The sequence below is a fragment of the Streptomyces sp. NPDC007945 genome, assembly GCF_042958885.1.
Classification (GTDB): Bacteria; Actinomycetota; Actinomycetes; order Streptomycetales; family Streptomycetaceae; genus Streptomyces.
On record NZ_JBIBJV010000003.1, the window covers coordinates 661,414 to 678,816 of the forward strand.

19 protein-coding genes are annotated in these 17,403 nt (G+C 74.3%); 9 read left to right on the top strand and 10 right to left on the bottom strand.

All coding sequences use genetic code 11. The features are described 5' to 3' along the window. Position 1 precedes the first annotated feature (1 nt). From ACFZCF_RS13845 to ACFZCF_RS13870, 6 genes are all read right to left on the bottom strand, one after another. Entirely contained in the window at positions 2–481 is a 480-nt protein-coding gene (locus ACFZCF_RS13845) for a DUF3180 domain-containing protein (protein ID WP_388443309.1), read from the bottom strand. A gap of 48 nt (positions 482–529) precedes the next feature. Continuing rightward, entirely contained in the window at positions 530–1,129 is a 600-nt protein-coding gene (folK, locus tag ACFZCF_RS13850; protein WP_388443312.1) for a 2-amino-4-hydroxy-6-hydroxymethyldihydropteridine diphosphokinase, read from the bottom strand. Then, positions 1,126–1,485: a dihydroneopterin aldolase gene (gene folB, locus ACFZCF_RS13855; RefSeq protein ID WP_056569486.1), complete on the bottom strand. Its 360-nt coding sequence runs from the start codon at positions 1,483–1,485 to the stop codon at positions 1,126–1,128. Before folB ends, folK begins: the two co-directional genes overlap by 4 nt. Before the next feature lie 111 nt (positions 1,486–1,596). Further along, on the bottom strand, positions 1,597–2,103 hold the full coding sequence (locus ACFZCF_RS13860) for a nuclear transport factor 2 family protein (protein ID WP_391286639.1): 507 nt from the start codon (positions 2,101–2,103) through the stop codon (positions 1,597–1,599). Then, positions 2,100–2,963: a dihydropteroate synthase gene (gene folP / locus ACFZCF_RS13865; protein WP_391286640.1), complete on the bottom strand. Its 864-nt coding sequence runs from the start codon at positions 2,961–2,963 to the stop codon at positions 2,100–2,102. Before folP ends, ACFZCF_RS13860 begins: the two co-directional genes overlap by 4 nt. Before the next feature lie 37 nt (positions 2,964–3,000). Continuing rightward, positions 3,001–4,845 carry a phosphatidylglycerol lysyltransferase domain-containing protein gene (locus ACFZCF_RS13870; RefSeq protein ID WP_391286641.1) on the bottom strand — a complete coding sequence of 615 codons (1,845 nt, stop codon included), beginning with the start codon at positions 4,843–4,845 and terminating at the stop codon, positions 3,001–3,003. Between the two features lie 158 nt (positions 4,846–5,003). On the opposite strand from ACFZCF_RS13870, the gene ACFZCF_RS13875 reads away from it, so the two are divergent. Further along, positions 5,004–6,116, top strand: a complete 1,113-nt coding sequence (locus ACFZCF_RS13875; RefSeq protein ID WP_391286642.1) for an alpha/beta hydrolase-fold protein — start codon at positions 5,004–5,006, stop codon at positions 6,114–6,116. A 38-nt stretch (positions 6,117–6,154) separates the two neighbouring features. Here the strand turns inward: ACFZCF_RS13875 and ACFZCF_RS13880 are convergent, their stop codons facing one another. After that, positions 6,155–7,165, bottom strand: a complete 1,011-nt coding sequence (locus ACFZCF_RS13880; RefSeq protein WP_391286643.1) for an ATP-binding cassette domain-containing protein — start codon at positions 7,163–7,165, stop codon at positions 6,155–6,157. Between the two features lie 164 nt (positions 7,166–7,329). Between ACFZCF_RS13880 and ACFZCF_RS13885 the strand changes: the two genes are divergently transcribed. From ACFZCF_RS13885 to ACFZCF_RS13905, 5 genes are all read left to right on the top strand, one after another. After that, positions 7,330–8,016, top strand: coding sequence for an ABC transporter permease (locus ACFZCF_RS13885; protein ID WP_388443331.1), 687 nt, complete (start codon positions 7,330–7,332; stop codon positions 8,014–8,016). Position 8,017: 1 nt separating this feature from the next. Further along, positions 8,018–8,686, top strand: a complete 669-nt coding sequence (locus ACFZCF_RS13890; protein WP_391286682.1) for an ABC transporter permease subunit — start codon at positions 8,018–8,020, stop codon at positions 8,684–8,686. Between the two features lie 36 nt (positions 8,687–8,722). Next, positions 8,723–9,697, top strand: coding sequence for an ABC transporter substrate-binding protein (locus ACFZCF_RS13895; RefSeq protein ID WP_388443334.1), 975 nt, complete (start codon positions 8,723–8,725; stop codon positions 9,695–9,697). Positions 9,698–9,827: 130 nt separating this feature from the next. Continuing rightward, positions 9,828–10,973 carry a hypothetical protein gene (locus ACFZCF_RS13900; RefSeq protein ID WP_391286644.1) on the top strand — a complete coding sequence of 382 codons (1,146 nt, stop codon included), beginning with the start codon at positions 9,828–9,830 and terminating at the stop codon, positions 10,971–10,973. Beyond that, positions 10,970–11,455 carry a GNAT family N-acetyltransferase gene (locus ACFZCF_RS13905; RefSeq protein ID WP_391286645.1) on the top strand — a complete coding sequence of 162 codons (486 nt, stop codon included), beginning with the start codon at positions 10,970–10,972 and terminating at the stop codon, positions 11,453–11,455. The genes ACFZCF_RS13900 and ACFZCF_RS13905 overlap by 4 nt, the downstream gene beginning before the upstream one ends. 16 nt (positions 11,456–11,471) lie before the next feature. On the opposite strand, the gene ACFZCF_RS13910 is transcribed toward ACFZCF_RS13905, so the two are convergent. Then, positions 11,472–12,614, bottom strand: coding sequence for an NADH-quinone oxidoreductase subunit D (locus ACFZCF_RS13910; RefSeq protein ID WP_388443343.1), 1,143 nt, complete (start codon positions 12,612–12,614; stop codon positions 11,472–11,474). Positions 12,615–12,774: 160 nt separating this feature from the next. Beyond that, positions 12,775–13,782, bottom strand: a complete 1,008-nt coding sequence (locus ACFZCF_RS13915; RefSeq protein WP_391286683.1) for an SAM-dependent methyltransferase — start codon at positions 13,780–13,782, stop codon at positions 12,775–12,777. A gap of 87 nt (positions 13,783–13,869) precedes the next feature. Here ACFZCF_RS13915 and ACFZCF_RS13920 point away from each other — a divergent pair, with 87 nt between their 5' ends. Together ACFZCF_RS13920 and ACFZCF_RS13925 are read left to right on the top strand one after the other, a co-directional pair. Beyond that, on the top strand, positions 13,870–15,072 hold the full coding sequence (locus ACFZCF_RS13920) for a sensor histidine kinase (protein ID WP_388443346.1): 1,203 nt from the start codon (positions 13,870–13,872) through the stop codon (positions 15,070–15,072). Positions 15,073–15,268: 196 nt separating this feature from the next. Continuing rightward, complete coding sequence (locus ACFZCF_RS13925; protein WP_391286646.1) at positions 15,269–15,943, top strand: response regulator; 675 nt, start codon at positions 15,269–15,271, stop codon at positions 15,941–15,943. 28 nt (positions 15,944–15,971) lie between these two features. On the opposite strand, the gene ACFZCF_RS13930 is transcribed toward ACFZCF_RS13925, so the two are convergent. Continuing rightward, positions 15,972–17,063: a DUF5937 family protein gene (locus tag ACFZCF_RS13930; RefSeq protein WP_391286647.1), complete on the bottom strand. Its 1,092-nt coding sequence runs from the start codon at positions 17,061–17,063 to the stop codon at positions 15,972–15,974. A gap of 100 nt (positions 17,064–17,163) precedes the next feature. On the opposite strand from ACFZCF_RS13930, the gene ACFZCF_RS13935 reads away from it, so the two are divergent. Next, a complete protein-coding gene (locus ACFZCF_RS13935; protein WP_388443355.1) occupies positions 17,164–17,391 on the top strand; it encodes a hypothetical protein in 228 nt (75 codons plus the stop codon). Positions 17,392–17,403: the final 12 nt, after the last annotated feature.

Genomic DNA, 17,403 nt, shown 5'->3' on the forward strand with positions numbered 1-17,403 from the left:
GTCAGGCGGCGGGGGCGGGGCCCTTGTCGTCGTCCTCCGGGAGTCTGCAGACGCGTTCCAGGAAGAGGGCGGCGGCGATGACGGCGAAGGCGGCGAGGAGCGCGGCGGCGGCGTAGAGGGCCTGGTCGCGGCGGGCGGGGACGTCGAGGGAGCCGAGGAGGAAGACGCCCACGCCGCCGTAGAGGCCGGCGACGAGGGCGGCGACCAGGGCGCTGGCCTGGCCGAAGACGACCGCGCGGGCGGCCATCAGGGGCTCGACGCCCTTGGCGCCGGGGCGGCGCTCGCGCTGGGCCTTGAGGCGGGCCCTGATCGAGAGGGCGGTGGCGGTGAGGACCACCGCGATCACCGCGAGGACGATCGGCGCGGCGAGCGGCACGCTGGGGAGCGTGCCGACCGAGTCCCACAGGCGGGCGCCGCCCCAGGAGAGGATGCCGGCGACCAGGAAGAGTCCGGCGAGCACTTTGAGCCGCAGTTGTTTCACCGGGTGTCCTTCACGTGGTCGCGGGTGGTCTGCCACGTAGCGTAACGATTACTCGGGGAGACGGAGTTCCAGGTCTGGGCGGGGCGTCAGGCCCGCGAGGCCGACGGCGGCCAGGAGGGCGGTGACGGCGCCGTGGCCGGGCAGCTGGGCCTCGGGGTCCACGTCGTGCCAGGGGGCCAGCACGAAGGCCCGCTCGTGGGCCCGGGGGTGCGGGAGGGTGAGGACGGGGTCGTCGGAGACCACGTCCGCGTAGGCGACGATGTCGACGTCGAGGGTGCGGGCGCCCCAGCGCTCGTCCCGGACCCGGTGGAAGGCCTCCTCGACGGCCTGGGCGCGCTCCAGGAGGGAGGAGGGCGGCAGGGTGGTCCGTACGAGGGCGACGGCGTTGAGGTACGAGGGCTGGGTGTCGGGGTCGACGCCCCAGGGCTCCGTCTCGTAGACGGGGGAGACGGCCTTGACGCGGAGGCCGGGGGTGTCGGCGAGGGCGTCGACGGCTCCCTGGAGGTTCTCCAGGCGGTTGCCGAGGTTGGCTCCGAGGGCGACGACGGCCCATCGGGGGTTGGAGAGGGTGGTGTCGGCGGCGTCGACGGTGGCGACGACGGAGGCCGGCACGGGCTGGACGGTGGGGTCGCTCTGGCTCGGTTTCATCGTCGGCTCCGGGTGATCGTGATGGTGACGTCGTCGAAGGGGACGGTGATGGGGGCGTCCGGCTTGTGGACGACCACTTCGACCTCCTGCACGCCCGCGTGGCTGAGGCACTGCTGGGCGATGCGCTCGGCGAGGGTCTCGATCAGGTCCACGGGCTCGCCCTGGACGACGTCGACGACCTCTTCGGCGACGATGCCGTAGTGGACGGTCTTGGTGAGGTCGTCGTCGGCGGCCGCCGGGCGGGTGTCGAGGCCGAGGACCAGGTCCACGATGAAGGTCTGCCCCTCCTCGCGCTCCTTGGGGAAGACGCCGTGGTGACCTCGGGCCTTGAGGCCGCGCAGCGCGACACGATCCACGCGAATCACTCCTGCTGTCGTAGTTGCGGAGGCACGCAGCCGGGTGCGGACGGCCGGGTGTCCTCCACCGAATCTACCTGCGGGCACCGACAGCGCTTGCTGTCGGGGGCGTCAGGCGGTGGGTCCGGCGTCGTCGGCGGGGGTCGTGGGGGGCGTGTCGTCGTCGGCTTCGGCGATGACGGGGGAGGCGTGGTGGGACCAGATCCGCCATCCTCCGGGGGTCCTGCGGAAGGCGTTGGTGGCGACGACGAGCTGGCCGACGAGGGGGCCGAGCTCGGCGCCGTCCTCGGCGGGGCCGCCGCTGAGGATGTTCTCGGTGCAGGTGACGAGGGCGGTGTCGCCGGCGAGGGAGATCCGGACGTCGGTGAGGAAGAACTGGATGTAGTCGGTGTGCGCCATGATCAGCGCGTACGAGCGGAGGACCTCGCCGCGGCCGGTGAGGACGGGCCAGCCGGGGTGGACGCAGGAGACGCCGGTGGCGCCGTCGTCGAGCCAGAGGTCGTCGAGGCGGTCGAAGTCACCTTCCTCCAACGCCGTGTAGAAGGCGGTGTTCGCGGCCTCGACGGCGGCGAGGTCGGCGTCGCGTCCGGCGGGGGCCGGGGGGTCCCCGGCGGTCACCGGGCTCCTTCGACGGCGCGGGCGACGCGGACGGCGTCGGCGGTGGCGCGGACCTCGTGGACGCGGACGGCCCAGGCGCCCTCGTGGGCGGCGAGGGCGGAGACGGCGGCGGTGGCGGCGTCGCGTTCGCGGGCGGGGGGCGGGGCGGCGCCGGGTTCGCGGGTGAGGACGTGGCCGAGGAAGCGCTTGCGGGAGGCGGCGACGAGGAGGGGGCGGCCGAGGGCGCGCAGCTCGGGGAGGTGGGCGACGAGGGCGAGGTCGTGGGGGGCGAGCTTGGCGAAGCCGAGGCCGGGGTCGATGACGATCCGCTCGGGGGCGATGCCGCCGTCGACGACGGCCTCCATGCGGGTGCGGAGTTCGGTGACGACCTCGGTGACGACGTCGTCGTAGACGGCGAGGCTGTTCATGGACTCGCTGAAGCCGCGCCAGTGCATGACGACGAAGGGGACCTCGGCGGCGGCGACGGCGGGGACCATGCGGGGGTCGGCGAGGCCGCCGCTGACGTCGTTGACGAGGGTGGCGCCGGCCCGGACGGCGGCGGTGGCGACGGAGGCGCGCATGGTGTCGACGGAGACGGTGACGCCTTCGGCGGCGAGGCCGCGGACTACGGGGACGACGCGGCGGAGTTCCTCCTCCTCGTCGACGCGGGTGGCGCCGGGGCGGGTGGACTCGCCGCCGACGTCGACGAGGTCGGCGCCCTGGGCGACGAGGTCGAGGCCGTGCTTGACGGCGGTCGTGGTGTCGAACCAGCGGCCGCCGTCGGAGAAGGAGTCCGGGGTCACGTTGACCACGCCCATGACCGCGCAGCGGTCCCACTCGGGGAGGCCGAGGGGAGCGCCCCGGTCGATCGTCGTACTCATACGACCAGCGTAGGGCCCGGCGGGGGCGGGGGCGGTTTCAGGCCGTGCTGACTTCTTCGCGGGCGGTGCGCTGGGGGACGACGTGGGCGCAGGGCCGGGGGGTCCTGGCGGGGCGGCGGCGGGTGAAGGGGCGGGGGAGGGCGAGGGTGAGGAAGCCTTCGGCCTGCATGGCGGCGAGGCCGATGCGGGGGAGGTCGCGGCCGGCGCGGTAGACGACGAAGCGGGGTTCCCAGCGGGGCTGGAACTTGGCGTTGAACTTGTAGAGGGACTCGATCTGGAACCAGCGGGAGAGGAAGAGGAGGAGGCCGCGCCAGAGGCGGAGGACGGGTCCTGCGCCGATGCGTTCGCCGCGGGCGAGGGTGGAGCGGAACATGGCGAAGTTGAGGGAGACGCGGCGGATGGCGAGGTCGGGGGCGGCCTGGAGGGCGGCGACGATGAGGAGTTCGTTCATGCCGGGGTCGGCGGAGCGGTCGCGGCGCATGAGTTCCAGGGACATGCCGTCGGGGCCCCAGGGCACGAAGTGGATCATGGCTTTGAGGTCGCCGTAGGGGCCGTCCTGCTGATCGGGGTCGGTGAGGTGGGCGGTGGCTATGACGGCGTCACCGTCGCCGGGGGCGCCGATGCGGCCGAGGGCCATGGAGAAGCCGCGTTCGGTGTCGGTGCCGCGCCAGGCGGCGGCGGCCTTCCGGACGCGGTCGAGTTCGTCGTCGGAGAGGTCGCGGACCCGGCGTACGCGGGTGGTGTAGCCGCCGCGTTCGATCCGTTTGACCATCTGGCGGACGTTGCGCATGGCGCGGCCGGAGAGCGAGAAGGCGTCGACGTCGATGACGGCCTCGTCGCCGAGTTCGAGGGCGTCGAGGCCGGTCTCGCGGGTCCAGACCTGGCCGCCGGTCTCGGAGCAGCCCATGACGGCGGGGGTCCAGGAGTGGGCGCGGGCCTCGTCCATGAAGCGTTCGATGGCGCCGGGCCAGGCCTCGACGTCGCCGATGGGGTCGCCGCTGGCGAGCATGACGCCGGAGACGACGCGGTAGCAGACGGCGGCCTTGCCGCTGGGGGAGAAGACGACGCCCTTGTCGTGGCGGAGGGCGAAGTGGCCGAGGGAGTCGCGGCCGCCGTGCCGGTCGAGGAGGGCGCGGAGCCGGGTCTCGTCCTCGGCGGTGAGGCGGGCGGCGGGGTGTTCGGGGCGCAGGGCCAGGTAGAGGGTGGTCAGCGCGGTGAGCATGCCGAGGGCGCCGAGGGAGTAGCCGACGGTCCAGTCGACGCCGTGGGTGTAGGCGACGGGGCCTTCGACGCCGAGGAGTCCGAGGAGGACGTGTTCGAGGCGGTCGGTGAGGCTGGGGTCGCCGACGACGCGGCGGGGGTGGGCGCTGACGACGACGAGGCCGAGGGCGAGGGAGCCGGCGCCCATGACGACGAAGTTGGCGAGGGCGCGCCAGCGGCTGCGGGGGTCGGGGAGGGCGGCGAACTGGTCGCGGTGGCGCAGCAGCAGGGCGAGCAGGGCGAGGGAGAGCAGGGAGCCGAGGACGGAGTGGCGCCAGACGAACTGGGCGACGGCGCCGAGCGGCAGGAGGAGGACGACGGCGCGCCAGGCGCGGCGCTTGTGCCGCTTGAGGCCGTGGGCGAGGAGGAGCAGGAGGACTCCGGCGCTGAGCGAGACGGCGGCGGAGAGGGGGCCCAGGGTGCCGGGGAGGACCTCGGCGAGGGCGTGGACGCGGCTGGCGCGGAAGCGGGGGAAGACTCCGGCGGCGATGTCGAGGAGGCCGACGAGGGTGCAGGCCGTGCCGATGAGGGAGGGGATCCGTTCCGGTCGTGGCCCGCGGAGAATTCGGCGGAGCCGAACCGGAACCGATGATGTTTTGTCCCCATCTACCGTGACAGACATCGCTTCCTGCGCTTCCCGTGCGTCCGTGGTCGTTTTCGGCCCTGTTCGGGGCGCTCCTTAGGACGGGGCTGCGCGGGGGCGGGTTCATTCGGGCACGGGAAATTCTCAGGAAGTCGTCGGGACGTCCGGGAAGTCGTACAGGAAGGTGCGGACGTCTGATGGGTCTCACGAGTGGCGCGGCGCTGGTCACGGCGGTGGCGGCGGCCCTCGCGCTGTTCGCGGTCACGGTGCTGCTGTGGCCGCGGCTCGCCCGCCGGGGGTGGCGGCCGGTGCTGGGCAGGGTGGGGTTGCTGTTCGCGACGCAGCTGGCGCTGTTCGCGGCGGTGGGGCTCGCGGCGAACCGTTCCTTCCTCTTCTACGGCTCCTGGGCCGACCTCTTCGGCCAGGAGCAGGAGATGGGGGTGGTCGTCGACCACGGCGCCGCCGCGAAGGACGTCCGGGTGGTGGGGACGCGGGCGGTGGACGTGCCGGGCGGGGCGCGGCCGTCGGTGGGCGGGCAGATCCAGGAGGTGGTGGTGCGGGGCGACCGGTCGGGGATCACGTCGCCGGCCTTCGTGTACCTGCCGCCGGAGTACTTCCAGGAGCGGTACGCGAAGCGGTCGTTCCCGGCGGCGGTGGTGCTGACGGGGTATCCGGGCACGGCGGAGAACCTGATCAAGGGGCTGAAGTACCCGCGGACGGCGTACCTCCAGGCGAAGGAGGGCCGGATGCGGCCGATGGTGCTGGTGATGCTGCGGCCGACGGTGGCGCCGCCGCGGGACACCGAGTGCGTGGACGTGCCGGGAGGTCCGCGGACGGAGACCTTCTTCGCGGAGGACCTGCCGCGGGCGGTCTCGGAGTCGTACCGGGTGGGGTCGAAGCCGCGGAACTGGGGGGTCATGGGGAACTCGACGGGGGGCTACTGCGCGCTGAAGATCGCGCTGCACCATCCGGACCGGTTCGCGGCGGGGGCGGGGTTCTCGGCGTACTACCGGGCGGCGGAGGACGTGACGACCGGTGACCTGTTCCACGGGGACCGGGAGCTGCGGCGCCGGGCCGACCTGCTGTGGAGCCTGGACCACCGGCCGCAGCCGGCGTCGTCGTTCCTGGTGACGACGTCGGAGCGGGGCGAGGGGAACCTGAAGGGGACCCGGGAGTTCATCCGCAAGGTGAGGAGTCCGGCGCGGGTCTCCTCGATCACGCTGGAGAGCGGCGGGCACAACTTCACCACGTGGAACCGGGAGATCCCGCCCGGCCTGGTGTGGATGAGCGGGAGGCTCCGGGCGGACTGAGCGCCGGGGCCGGCCCGGCGGTCACGGCCGGGCGGGTCCTACGCGTCGGCGCGGCGCAGCGCGCGGTGCACGCCGGCGGGGGTGAGGGTGCCGAGCGGGCGGCCGTCGGCGCCGGTGACGGTCAGGTGCCCGGAGTCGTCCTGGAGGAGCAGGGCGAGCGCGTCCTTGAGGGTGCTTCCGAGGGGGACGGAGCGGGGTACGGGGCCGGATCCCGGTACGGCGGATTCCGGTGCGGGGCCGGATTCCGTTACGGGGGCGGGCGCGTCGTCCGGCAGCGGGTCGAGGTCCTCGGCGGTGACGGGGGTGACGGCGAGCCGCTTGAGGGCGCGGTCGCCGCCGACGAAGTCGGCCACGTACGGGGTGGCGGGGGAGGCGAGGACGGTGGCCGGGGTGTCGAACTGCTCGATGCGGCCCTGTCCGTAGACGGCCATGCGGTCGCCCATCCGGACGGCCTCCTCGATGTCGTGGGTGACGAGGAGGACGGTCTTGCGGACGGTGGCCTGGAGGGCGAGGAACTCGTTCTGGAGCCGTTCGCGGACGACCGGGTCGACGGCGCCGAAGGGCTCGTCCATGAGGAGGACCGGCGGGTCGGCGGCGAGCGCGCGGGCCACGCCGACGCGCTGGCGCTGACCGCCGGAGAGCTGCGCGGGGTAGCGGGCGCCGTGGACGGCGGGGTCGAGGCCGACGAGTTCGAGGAGTTCGGCGGCACGCGCGCGTGCGGCGGCCTTCTTCCAGCCGAGCAGGGCGGGGACGGTCGCGGTGTTGTCGAGGACCGTGCGGTGCGGGAAGAGCCCGACCTGCTGGATGACGTAGCCGATCTTGCGGCGCAGGGCGACGGGGTCCACTCCGGCGATGTCGCGGCCGTCGACGAGGACGCGGCCGGCGGTCGGTTCGACCAGCCGGTTCACCATCATCATCGTGGTCGTCTTGCCGCAGCCCGAGGGGCCCACGAGCGTGACGAGCTCACCTTCGGCGACCTCGAAGGAGAGGTCGTCGACCGCGGTGGTGCCGTCCGGGTAGCGCTTGGTCACCTGTTCGAACCGGATCATGGGGCCCATTGTGTCCCCTCGTCATCCGGTCTGTGTGAAGGAGGTGTTGCGGCGAGGTGGCGGATGGGCGCCACGAGGCCGCGGACCCGCCGATCCGTCGGTGGGGCGGGTTAGGGTCGTCGTCAGACACACGTTCTAGCGGCGACGACCTGGGGGAGGTCCGGATGAGCGCGCCGAACTGCCTGGTCGCCAACGACTGGATCTGCGGGGAGTACCTGCGCACCCGCCGCGCGGAGCTGACCGACGCGCTGGTCCAGCACATCGGCCTCACCGCCGCCTCGGTGGCGATCGCGCTGCTCGTCGCCGTGCCGCTGGCCCTCCTGGTCCGCGCCCGCCCGCGCCTGGCCACCCCCGTCCTCGGGCTCACCACCCTGCTCTACACGGTGCCGTCGCTCGCCATGTTCTCGCTGCTGCTGCCCGTCTTCGGGCTCTCCTCCGCGCTCGTCGTCACCGGCCTCGTGCTGTACGCCCTGACGATCCTGGTGCGGAACGCGCTGGCCGGACTCGAAGCCGTCCCGGCCGAGACCCGGGAGGCCGCCCGGGGCCTGGGCTTCGGCCCCTGGCGGCTGCTCTGGCAGGTCGAACTGCCCCTCGCGCTGCCGGTCCTGATGGCCGGCGTCCGGATGGCCACGGTCTCCACCATCGCCCTCACCACCATCGGCTCGGTCGTCGGCCGCGGCGGCCTCGGCAATCTCATCGAGGACGCCCTGCCCACCTTCTTCAAGGCGCAGGTGCTCGCCGCCTCGGTGCTCTGCGTGCTGCTCGCCGTCACCGCCGACCTGCTGCTCCTGGGCCTCCAGCGGCTGCTCACCCCCTGGTCCAGGGCCCAGGGCGCGCCGGGGGGTGAGTGAGGTGGGGGTCGTGGCGGACGCGTGGACCTGGCTCACCACCGGGGCGCACTGGAGCGGCGAGGAGGGCATCGGGGCGCGCCTCGCCGAGCACGTGTACGTGAGCGCGCTCGCCCTGCTGATCGCCGGCGCGGTCGCGCTGCCGCTGGGCCTCTGGCTCGGCCACCTCGGACGCGGCGGCGCGCTGGCGGTCAACGTGTCGAACGTGGGGCGGGCCGTCCCGGTCTTCGCGGTCCTCGCCCTCTTCATGGTCTCCCCGCTGCGGAACGCCGGATACGTGCCGACCGTGACCGCGCTGGTCCTCTTCGCGATACCGCCGCTGCTGACCAACGCGTACGTGGGCGTGCGCGAGGTCGACCGGGCGGCCGTCCGCGCGGCCCGGGGCATGGGGATGACGGGCGCTCAGGTCTTCCGCCGGGTGGAGCTGCCGCTGGCGGCCCCCGTGGTCATGACGGGGGTACGCTCCGCCGCCGTGCAGGTGGTCGCCACCGCGACCATCGCCGCCATGGTCGGCCAGGGCGGGCTCGGCCGGATCATCACCGCCGGCTTCGCGCTGTACGACACCGCGCAGGTGGTCGCGGGCGCCGTCCTGGTGGCGCTGCTCGCGCTCGCGGTGGAGGGCGTGCTGGTCGGCGTGGACCGGCTCCTGGTGCCCCGGCCGCCCCGGACTTGACGTACTCGGAACACCGAAAGAGAAGGACGGAAAGACGTGAACAGGATCTCGCGCGCCACCGGCGCGCTGCTGGGTGCCGCCGTGCTGGCCGTCTCCCTCACCGCGTGCGGCGGCGACAGCCTGGAGAAGGGCAAGGAGACGACCTCCGGCGGCTCCGGCGGCGACAAGGGCTCCCTGGTGGTCGGCGCCGCCGCCTTCACCGAGTCGAAGGTGCTCGCCGAGCTGTACGCGCAGTCGCTGCGGGACGCGGGCTACTCGGTCTCGGTCACCACCGTGAAGAACCGCGAGCTGTACGAGCCCGCCCTGGAGAAGGGCGAGATCGACGTCGTACCGGAATACGCGGCGACGCTCGCGGAATTCCTCAACGCCAAGGCGAACGGCCCGAAGGCGCCGGAGGAGAAGCCGGTCGCCTCCGGTGACGCGAAGGCCACCGTGGACGCACTGCGGAAGCTCGCCGAGCCGCGCGGACTGAAGGTCCTGGAAGTCGGCGGGGCGGTCGACCAGAACGCCTTCGCGGTGACCAAGGAATTCGCCGAGAAGAACAAGCTGAAGACGCTTTCGGATCTCGGCGCGGCGAAGCTGAAGGTGAAGATCGCGGCCGGCGACGAATGCGCGGTGCGGCCCTTCTGCGCCCCCGGTCTGAAGAAGACCTACGGCATCGACGTGACGGGCGTCGACCCCAAGGGCGTCGGTACCCCGCAGGCCAAGCAGGCCGTCAAGGACGGGGTGGACCAGCTGGTCCTCACCACCACCACGGACGCCACGATCGACGGCTTCGGCCTGGTCTTCCTGGAGGACGACAAGAAGCTGCAGAACGCGGACAACGTCCTGCCGGTGGTGAACGCGAAGGAGGCCGGCGCGCCGGAGGTCGCCGCCGCCCTCGACAAGATCACCAAGGTGCTGACCACCGCGGATCTCGCCGAACTCAACCGCAAGGTCGACGCCGAGCGGGCGAAGCCGGAGGACGTCGCCGCCGCCTATCTGAAGGAGAAGGGGCTGGTCGGCAAGTAGTCGCCGGAGAGGGGAAGTCGGCCCGAAGCGGAAGCGGAACGCGGTCTGCCCGATTCCGTTGTCGAGAAGTGGCCAAATGATTGCCGGGCCGACCCCCCACTCCACGCCTACGCACGGTAAATTTCAGGCCATGCCACGTGGACGCCACCGTCATTCCCCGCCTCTGCACAAGCTGATGCCGCCCTCCGCGGTCGCCGGCGTCGCGGTCGTGTGCGCCGCGGCGGCCTGGGTCACCGGTGAACTCGTGGTCGTGCGGCTGCTCGCCGTCGCGGCGTCGGCGGCCGCCGTCACCGGTGCCGTCCTCATGCGCGGCTGGGACCGCAGCGCCGGCCGCCAGGTCGCCGAGCTGACCCGTGCCCGCACCGCCGACCAGTGGAAGGCCGAGGAGCGCCTCGCCGAACTGGAGGCGGACCTGGAGGAGTCCCGCGCCCTGCGCATCCGCCTCGACGCCAAGCTCCGTGCCAAGCGCGTCGAACTGGCCGGGCTGCGCGGCGAGCACGCCGACCTGCTGCGCCGCTACGCGACCGCCGAGACCGAGCGCGCCAGCGCCCTCGAAGGACAGCGCGTCCTCGCCCAGGCCAACGCCGAGGCCCCCAAGGAGCTGACCGCCGGCGGGTCGACGCCCACCCCGGAGGCGTACCGCCGCGCCGCCCAGGCCCTGCGCGACCTGCCCCGCAACGCCGCCGCCCAGCGGGCCCGGCGCACCGCCGAGGCGGCCCGCGCCCGCGACCTCGCCGAGCGCGCCGGCGAGCACGCCCACCCGGCGGGCGGGGACGCCCCGGCGGCGCTCGCCCCCGCCGCCACCGCGAAGGCCCTGCCGTCGGCGGGCCCGGAGCGGACCCCGGCCGTCCCGGCGGCCGGCGCGATCGCCCCGTACGCGACCCGCAGGACCGCCCCGCGCCCCGAGGGCGGCTTCGACTTCTTCGGCACGCAGACCGGCACGCCCACCGGCCAGGCCGGCACGCAGGCCGGCGACCGGGCGGGTACGGACAAGGCGGCCATCGAGGCCGTCCAGGACACCGACCTCGCCGACGTCGTGGGCGAGGAGGTCCTGGAGGAGGCCCGCGCGGCGCAGGGCCCCGCGCTCACCCCGGTCCCGGCCTCGGCCGCCGTCGCCCCGCGCCCCGAGCGCGCCGACGAGGAGCCGTCCGACGCGGAGCCCGCGGTGCCCCGCCCCTCCGCCGCCGGACCGATCGGCCAGGTCATCGACCTGACCGCGCACGACGAGACCGAGCAGCTCGACCTCGCCGAACTGCGCGGCGCCGTCAACCGGTGACCCACCGCCTCGTCCTCCTCCGCCCGGAGGAGGCCCCGGCCCGCCGGGACGAGCTGATCGCCCTGTGCGCCCAGGCCTTCGCCGGCGCCCCCTGGCACGACACCCCGCTCGGCGCCGTACGGACCGCGGACCGCCTCCTGGGATCCGCGGCCCGGGGCGACGGCTTCCACGCGGTGACGGCCCTCGGCCCCGACGGCGAACTCCTCGGACTCGCCGCCGGCTGGACCGACACGGTCCTCTCCGGGGCCGGGCCCGCCTTCGAGCTCGCCGAACTCCTCGTCGCCCCCGCCCATCAGGGCCGCGGCCTCGGCCGGGCACTCCACGACGCCCTCCTGGCGGCCGTGGGGACCGGGCCCGCGCTGCTCATGACCCTCGACGTGCCGGAGCTGACGGGCCGGTACGCGCGCTGGGGCTGGACGGTCGTCGACCGCCGCCGCCCCGGCCGGGAGACCCGCGACCACGTGATCATGCGCCGCCCCTGAAGGCGCGGCGCGGCCCCTACTTGTCGATGTCGCCGACCACGAAGAAGAACGAGCCCAGGATCGCGACCATGTCCGCGACCAGCGTCCCCGGCAGCAGCTCCACCAGCGCCTGGATGTTGTTGTACGAGGCCGAGCGCAGCTTCAGCCGGTACGGGGTCTTCTCGCCCTTCGACACCAGGTAGTAGCCGTTCAGCCCCAGCGGGTTCTCGGTCCAGGCGTACGTGTGCCCCTCCGGCGCCTTCAGGACCTTCGGCAGCCGCTGGTTGACCGGGCCCGGCGGCAGCTCGGCGAGCCGGTCCAGACAGGCGTCCGCCAGCTCCAGGGAGTTGTGCGTCTGGTCGAGCAGGCACTCGAAGCGGGCCAGGCAGTCGCCCTCCCGGCGCACCACGACCCGCAGCGTGTCCTGGAGCTCCCCGTAGGCCAGGTACGGCTCGTCGCGCCGCAGATCGAAGTCGACGCCGGAGGCGCGGGCGATCGGACCGGACACCCCGAAGGCGTGCACGGTCTCCGGGGCCAGGACGCCGACGCCGCGCGTCCGGGCCCGGAAGATTTCGTTCCCGAGGACCAGGCGGTCGTAGACGTCCATCCGCGACCGCACGTCCGCGACCGCCTGCCGGGCCCGGCCCAGCCAGCCCGCCGGCAGGTCCTCCTTGAGGCCGCCGACCCGGTTGAACATGTAGTGCATCCGGCCGCCGGACACCTCCTCCATCACCGTCTGGAGCTCCTCGCGCTCCCGGAAGGCGTGGAAGACGGGCGTGATCCCGCCCAGCTCCAGCGGGTAGGAACCCAGGAACATCAGGTGGTTCAGGACCCGGTTCAGCTCCGCGAGCAGCGTCCGCAGCCAGACCGCCCGCTCCGGCACCTCCATGCCGAGCATCCGCTCGACGCCCATCACCACGCCCAGCTCGTTGGAGAAGGCGGAGAGCCAGTCGTGACGGTTGGCCAGCATGACGATCTGGCGGTAGTCGCGGGCCTCGAAGAGCTTCTCGGCGCCCCGGTGCATGTAGCCGACGACCGGCTCCGCGTGCCGGATCACCTCGCCGTCGAGCACCAGCCGCAGCCGGAGCACGCCGTGCGTGGAGGGGTGCTGCGGGCCGATGTTCAGCACCATGTCGGTGCTCTCCGCCGCGCCGCCGATGCCGACCGTCGTCTCCGTCATGCCGGACAGTATCCCCCGCCGCCCACCCCGCCGACGGGCGAGCCCCCGGCCTGTGGACAACCCGTCGCCCCGGCCACCGCCCTGTGGACGAAGGACCCGCGGACGTCCGGTCCGCGGCCCGGAGACCCCACGGCGCCGACCCCGGACGACCGGCGCCCCCTCACACCCGCTGGCTCAGCCACAGGAAGTCGCCCAGGCCCCCGCGCGCGGTCAGTTCGGCCGCCTCCCCGGCGCCCGCCAGGGCGCGCACGTACGCCGCCGGGTCCGTCGAGGCGAGCGCGAGCGGCGGGCGGGCACCGGAGACGCCGAGGCCGCGCAGCGCCTCGCGCTGGGTCGTCAGCTCCGCCGGCACGCGCGCGTGGACCGCCGCCGCGCAGGCGTCCAGGGCGACGTGGGAGGTCAGGTCCCCGGTGCCGTCCGGGACCGGCGCGACCTCCCGGCCCGCCCGGAAGCCGGTCAGCGTGCCGAACGGCGGCCGGGAGCCCCGTACGTGCCCGTAGTCCACGGCCACCGCCAGGCCCGCCGCCAGCGAGCCGACCGCCGCCGCCCACGCCTCGTCCCGGGGCCGGCCGATCTCGGCCCGCCCGCCCGGCTCCTCCAGCGGCCACCAGCGGGCCAGCCACTCCGCGTCCGGGCCCGCGACCGGGGCGCCGAGCCGCTCGGTGCCGTCGGCGCGGACCTCCACGTACCGGACCGTGCCGTCCTCGCCCACCTCGGCGACGTCCACCGGCACGTTGTCCAGCCACTCGTTCGCGAAGAGCAGGCCGCGCACGCCCTCGGGGAGCCGGTCGGACCACTCCACGCGCGCGTGCAGCCCCTCCGGCCGGGCGGCCCGCTCCACCGCGTACGCCCGCACCCGCAGCCCCGCCGGGACCGCCGCAAGCACCCCGGCCAGCAGCTCGCCCCGGCCCGCGCCCACGTCCACCAGGTCGACCTCGTCGGCGCCCAGCTCCTCCGCCGTCGCCACGAGCAGCCGCGCCACCGCCGCCGCGAAGAGCGGCGAGGCGTGCACCGAGGTGCGGAAGTGGCCCGCGGGGCCCTCGGGGCGCAGGAAGAACCCCCCGGGGCCGTACAGCGCCTCCTCTGTCGCCTCCCGCCAGCCCCGCCACTCCCGACCGCCCCGCGGCCGCGCCGTCCCGCCCGTCACCTCATCCGTCACGCGCCCCAGTCTCCACCCCGGGGTGTACGGGTCACGCCGCGAGGATCGACCGCTCGGTTGATCCCCCGCCCCCGGGCTTTCCCTACTCTGGGTTACGTGCAGCGCCTCTACGACTTCATCCGCAGCCACCCGACGGGCGTCGACGTCTTCTGGGCCGTCGTCCTCCTCGGGTTCTCCGCGCTGTGGATCGGGTCGATGTACCCGGCCCTCGACCACGCCGTCGGCTACGGGGCGGTGGCCACGCTCTTCTCGCTGGTCGTCGCGCTCCGGCGGCGGGCGCCCGAGAAGATGCTGCTGCTCGCCGTCGCCCTCGGCGTCGTCCAGCTGGTCCTCGACATCCAGATCTTCATGGCGGACTTCGCCATGCTCGTGATCATCTTCACCGTCGCCGCGCACGACGGCCCCCGCTGGGCCTCCCGGCTCGCCCTCGTCGGCGGACTGTGCGCCGCCCCGCTCTCCCAGCTGCGGTGGCCGCTGGAGGAGACCGTCTCGGTGCCCGCCCGGGTCTTCTTCACGGTGATCATGGCCGTGCCGTTCGCCCTCGCCTGGGTCCTCGGCGACTCGCTGCGCACCCGCCGCGCCTACTTCGCCCAGCTGGAGGAGAAGGCCGCCCGGCTGGAGCGGGAGCGGGAGGCCCAGGCCAAGGTCGCGGTGGCGGCCGAGCGGGCCCGGATCGCCCGCGAGCTCCACGACGTCGTCGCGCACAACGTGTCGGTGATGGTGGTGCAGGCCGACGGCGCCGCCTACGTCATGGACTCCTCCCCGGAGACCGCCAAGCAGGCCCTGGAGACCATCTCCACCACCGGCCGGCAGGCCCTCGCCGAGATGCGCCGCCTCCTCGGCATCCTGCGCACCGGCGAGCACCAGGAGGCGGGGGAGTACGTGCCGCAGCCCGACGTGGAGCAGATCGAGGAGCTCGTCGAGCAGGTGCGCGGCGCCGGGCTCACCGTCGACCTCGCCGTCGAGGGCACCCCGCGCGAGCTGCCCACCGGCGTCGGCCTGACCGCCTACCGGATCGTCCAGGAAGCCCTCACCAACACCCGCAAGCACGGCGGCCCCGACGCCGGCGCCAGCGTCCGGCTCGTCTACTTCGACGACGGCCTCGGCCTCCTCGTCGAGGACGACGGCCGGGGCGCGCCCCAGGAGATGTACGAGGACGGCGGCGCCGACGGGCGCGGCCACGGTCTCATCGGCATGCGGGAACGGGTCGGCATGGTGGGCGGCACCCTGGACGCGGGACCGCGTCCCGGCGGCGGGTTCCGGATCAGCGTCCTGCTCCCGCTCAAGCCCGCACACTGAGAGGGGCCCGCCCACCACGAGCCGTTTACCGCGAGCCGTCCCCCGGCAGCCCCCACCACGAGTCCGCCCGTCGGGCCCGCCCGCCGAGACCCCGCCCCGCCGAGACCCTTCCCACCGAGCGCCCCCGCCCCGACCGGCCCGTCCCCGTCCGACCCACCCGCGAGTCCCCGCTCCGTCCCCTCACCGAAGGAACCCCATGTCCATCCGCGTGATGCTCGTCGACGACCAGGTGCTGCTGCGCACCGGTTTCCGCATGGTGCTCGCCGCCCAGCCGGACATGGAGGTCGTGGCGGAGGCCGGCGACGGCGCGGAGGCCCTGGAGGTGCTGCGGACCACCGAGGTCGACGTCGTCCTCATGGACGTCCGGATGCCCCGGCTCGACGGCGTGGAGGCGACCCGCCGGATCTGCGCGGCGCCCGACGCCCCGAAGGTGCTCATCCTGACCACCTTCGACCTCGACGAGTACGCCTTCTCCGGCCTGAAAGCGGGCGCGAGCGGCTTCATGCTGAAGGACGTGCCGCCGGGCGAACTGCTGGGCGCGATCCGCTCGGTGCACAGCGGCGACGCCGTCGTCGCCCCCTCGACCACCCGCCGTCTCCTGGACCGCTTCTCCCCGATGCTGCCGTCCTCCGGCCGCGAGCCCGAGCACCGCGAGATCGAGCGGCTGACCGAGCGCGAGCGCGAGGTCATGCTCCTCGTCGCCCAGGGGCTGTCCAACGGCGAGATCGCCGCCCGGCTCGTCCTCTCGGAGGCGACGGTCAAGACCCACGTGGGCCGCATCCTCACCAAGCTGGGCCTGCGCGACCGCGTCCAGGTCGTCGTCCTCGCGTACGAGACGGGCCTGGTCCGCGCGGGCGGCGCCAAGGGCTGAGCGCGCGGAACGCCGGTGCGCCGGCGGCTCAGCGCAGCACCGACTCCAGGAAGTCGCTGCCCAGACGGGCGACGACGGAGAAGTCGAGCTGGTGCAGGACGTAGCGGCCCCGGCGGCGGGTGGTGAGCAGGCCGGCCTTCCGCAGGACGGCCAGGTGGCGGGAGACCTCAGGAGCGGTGATGCCGTGGGTGTCCGCCAGCTCGCTCGTCGAGTACGGGCCGCGTGCCAGGCTCCGGCACATCCGCATCCGCACCGGGTGGGCGAGCGCTTCGAGGCGGAGCCGCACGGTGCCGACGGACTCCAGGCCGCCGACCTCGCGGCTCGCCGCCGGATACATGATCACCGGCTGCCAGCCGGGCGTGTAGAGGGCCATGAGGTGCGGCCGGCCGAAGGCGCTGGGCACCAGGGTCAGGGCGCCGGCCGTGGCCTCCGTCCGGGCCTCCACCAGCTTGTCGACCACGATCCGGGTCCGCTCGTCGTCCTCCTCCAGGCACAGCGCCGGGGAGGCGTCCGCGAGGGCGTCGGCGAGGCCCTTGCGGCGCATCAGCTCCGTCTTGTGGCGGGCGTCGGCGGCGAGCTGGACCCGGACCCGCCGCCAGGTGTCGGCGAAGAAGGCCTCGTCGCAGTCCTCCAGCAGGCGGCGGAGCCACGCGCGCGTGGCGGTGGGCGCGTTGATCATCCGCTCCGCGAACGCGGCCTGGCGCGGGCCGCGCGCGGCGGCCAGGTCCAGGGCGCGCCGACGGGACCCCTCGTCGACCAGCGGCGACGGGATGCCGCCCCGGGCGTAGCGGGGGCTGCACGAGATCTCCAGGGCGGCGCCGACGAAGGTCTCGTCGTCGATGCGGTCGAGGTCGTCGAGCTCCTCGGCCAGCGTCTCGCGGGGCCGTGCGGGCAGCAGGAAGTCCGAGCGGGTCGACCGCCACATGAAGTCGGCCTCCAGGAGGCGGTCCGCGAGGCCGGGTTCGAGCGCGGCGCTGGTCGCCGTCGCCCACGCGTGGTGGGCCGGGTGGTGGCCCGGTTCGGCGAGGACGTGGACGGCGTTGCCGAGCTCGGCCAGCGGCGAGGGGCTGAAGGCGATCCGCTCGGGCGGCACGCCGGTGATGTCGATGGTCACGCTCACGCCCCCATCGTGCGGGATGCCCCCGGGCCGCCGTCGCCCCGATTGACCAGGGCCGTCAATCGGCGCGCGCACCGGGCGGGGGCGGGCCCAGGGTGAGCCCATGGACGCGTTGCAGCAGCACCTCTTCGACAGCTACCGGGCCGCGCGGCGGGGCGAGCCCGCGCCGCCCGCCCCCGGCACCCACGACCTGGCCGTGCTCCGCGAACTCCGCGACCACCGCCGCTTCGCGCGCGTGCTCGCCGGCCGCCCCGCCACCGGCCCCCTCCACGCCGCCCGCACCCGCCTCCTGACCCGCCTGGGCCTCCGCCCCCGCCCGGCCCGCCCCTGACGACACCTCGGC

Bases quoted from the DNA above. Each gene is read 5' to 3' on its own strand.
- ACFZCF_RS13870 (WP_391286641.1), bottom strand. From the start codon at position 4,845: ATGTCTGTCACGGTAGATGGGGACAAAACATCATCGGTTCCGGTTCGG.
- ACFZCF_RS13885 (WP_388443331.1), top strand. From the start codon at position 7,330: ATGAGCGCGCCGAACTGCCTGGTCGCCAACGACTGGATCTGCGGGGAG.
- ACFZCF_RS13935 (WP_388443355.1), top strand. From the start codon at position 17,164: ATGGACGCGTTGCAGCAGCACCTCTTCGACAGCTACCGGGCCGCGCGG.
- ACFZCF_RS13875 (WP_391286642.1), top strand. From the start codon at position 5,004: ATGGGTCTCACGAGTGGCGCGGCGCTGGTCACGGCGGTGGCGGCGGCC.
- ACFZCF_RS13910 (WP_388443343.1), bottom strand. From the start codon at position 12,614: ATGACGGAGACGACGGTCGGCATCGGCGGCGCGGCGGAGAGCACCGAC.
- ACFZCF_RS13900 (WP_391286644.1), top strand. From the start codon at position 9,828: ATGCCACGTGGACGCCACCGTCATTCCCCGCCTCTGCACAAGCTGATG.
- folK (WP_388443312.1), bottom strand. From the start codon at position 1,129: ATGAAACCGAGCCAGAGCGACCCCACCGTCCAGCCCGTGCCGGCCTCC.
- ACFZCF_RS13925 (WP_391286646.1), top strand. From the start codon at position 15,269: ATGTCCATCCGCGTGATGCTCGTCGACGACCAGGTGCTGCTGCGCACC.
- ACFZCF_RS13880 (WP_391286643.1), bottom strand. From the start codon at position 7,165: ATGATCCGGTTCGAACAGGTGACCAAGCGCTACCCGGACGGCACCACC.
- folP (WP_391286640.1), bottom strand. From the start codon at position 2,963: ATGAGTACGACGATCGACCGGGGCGCTCCCCTCGGCCTCCCCGAGTGG.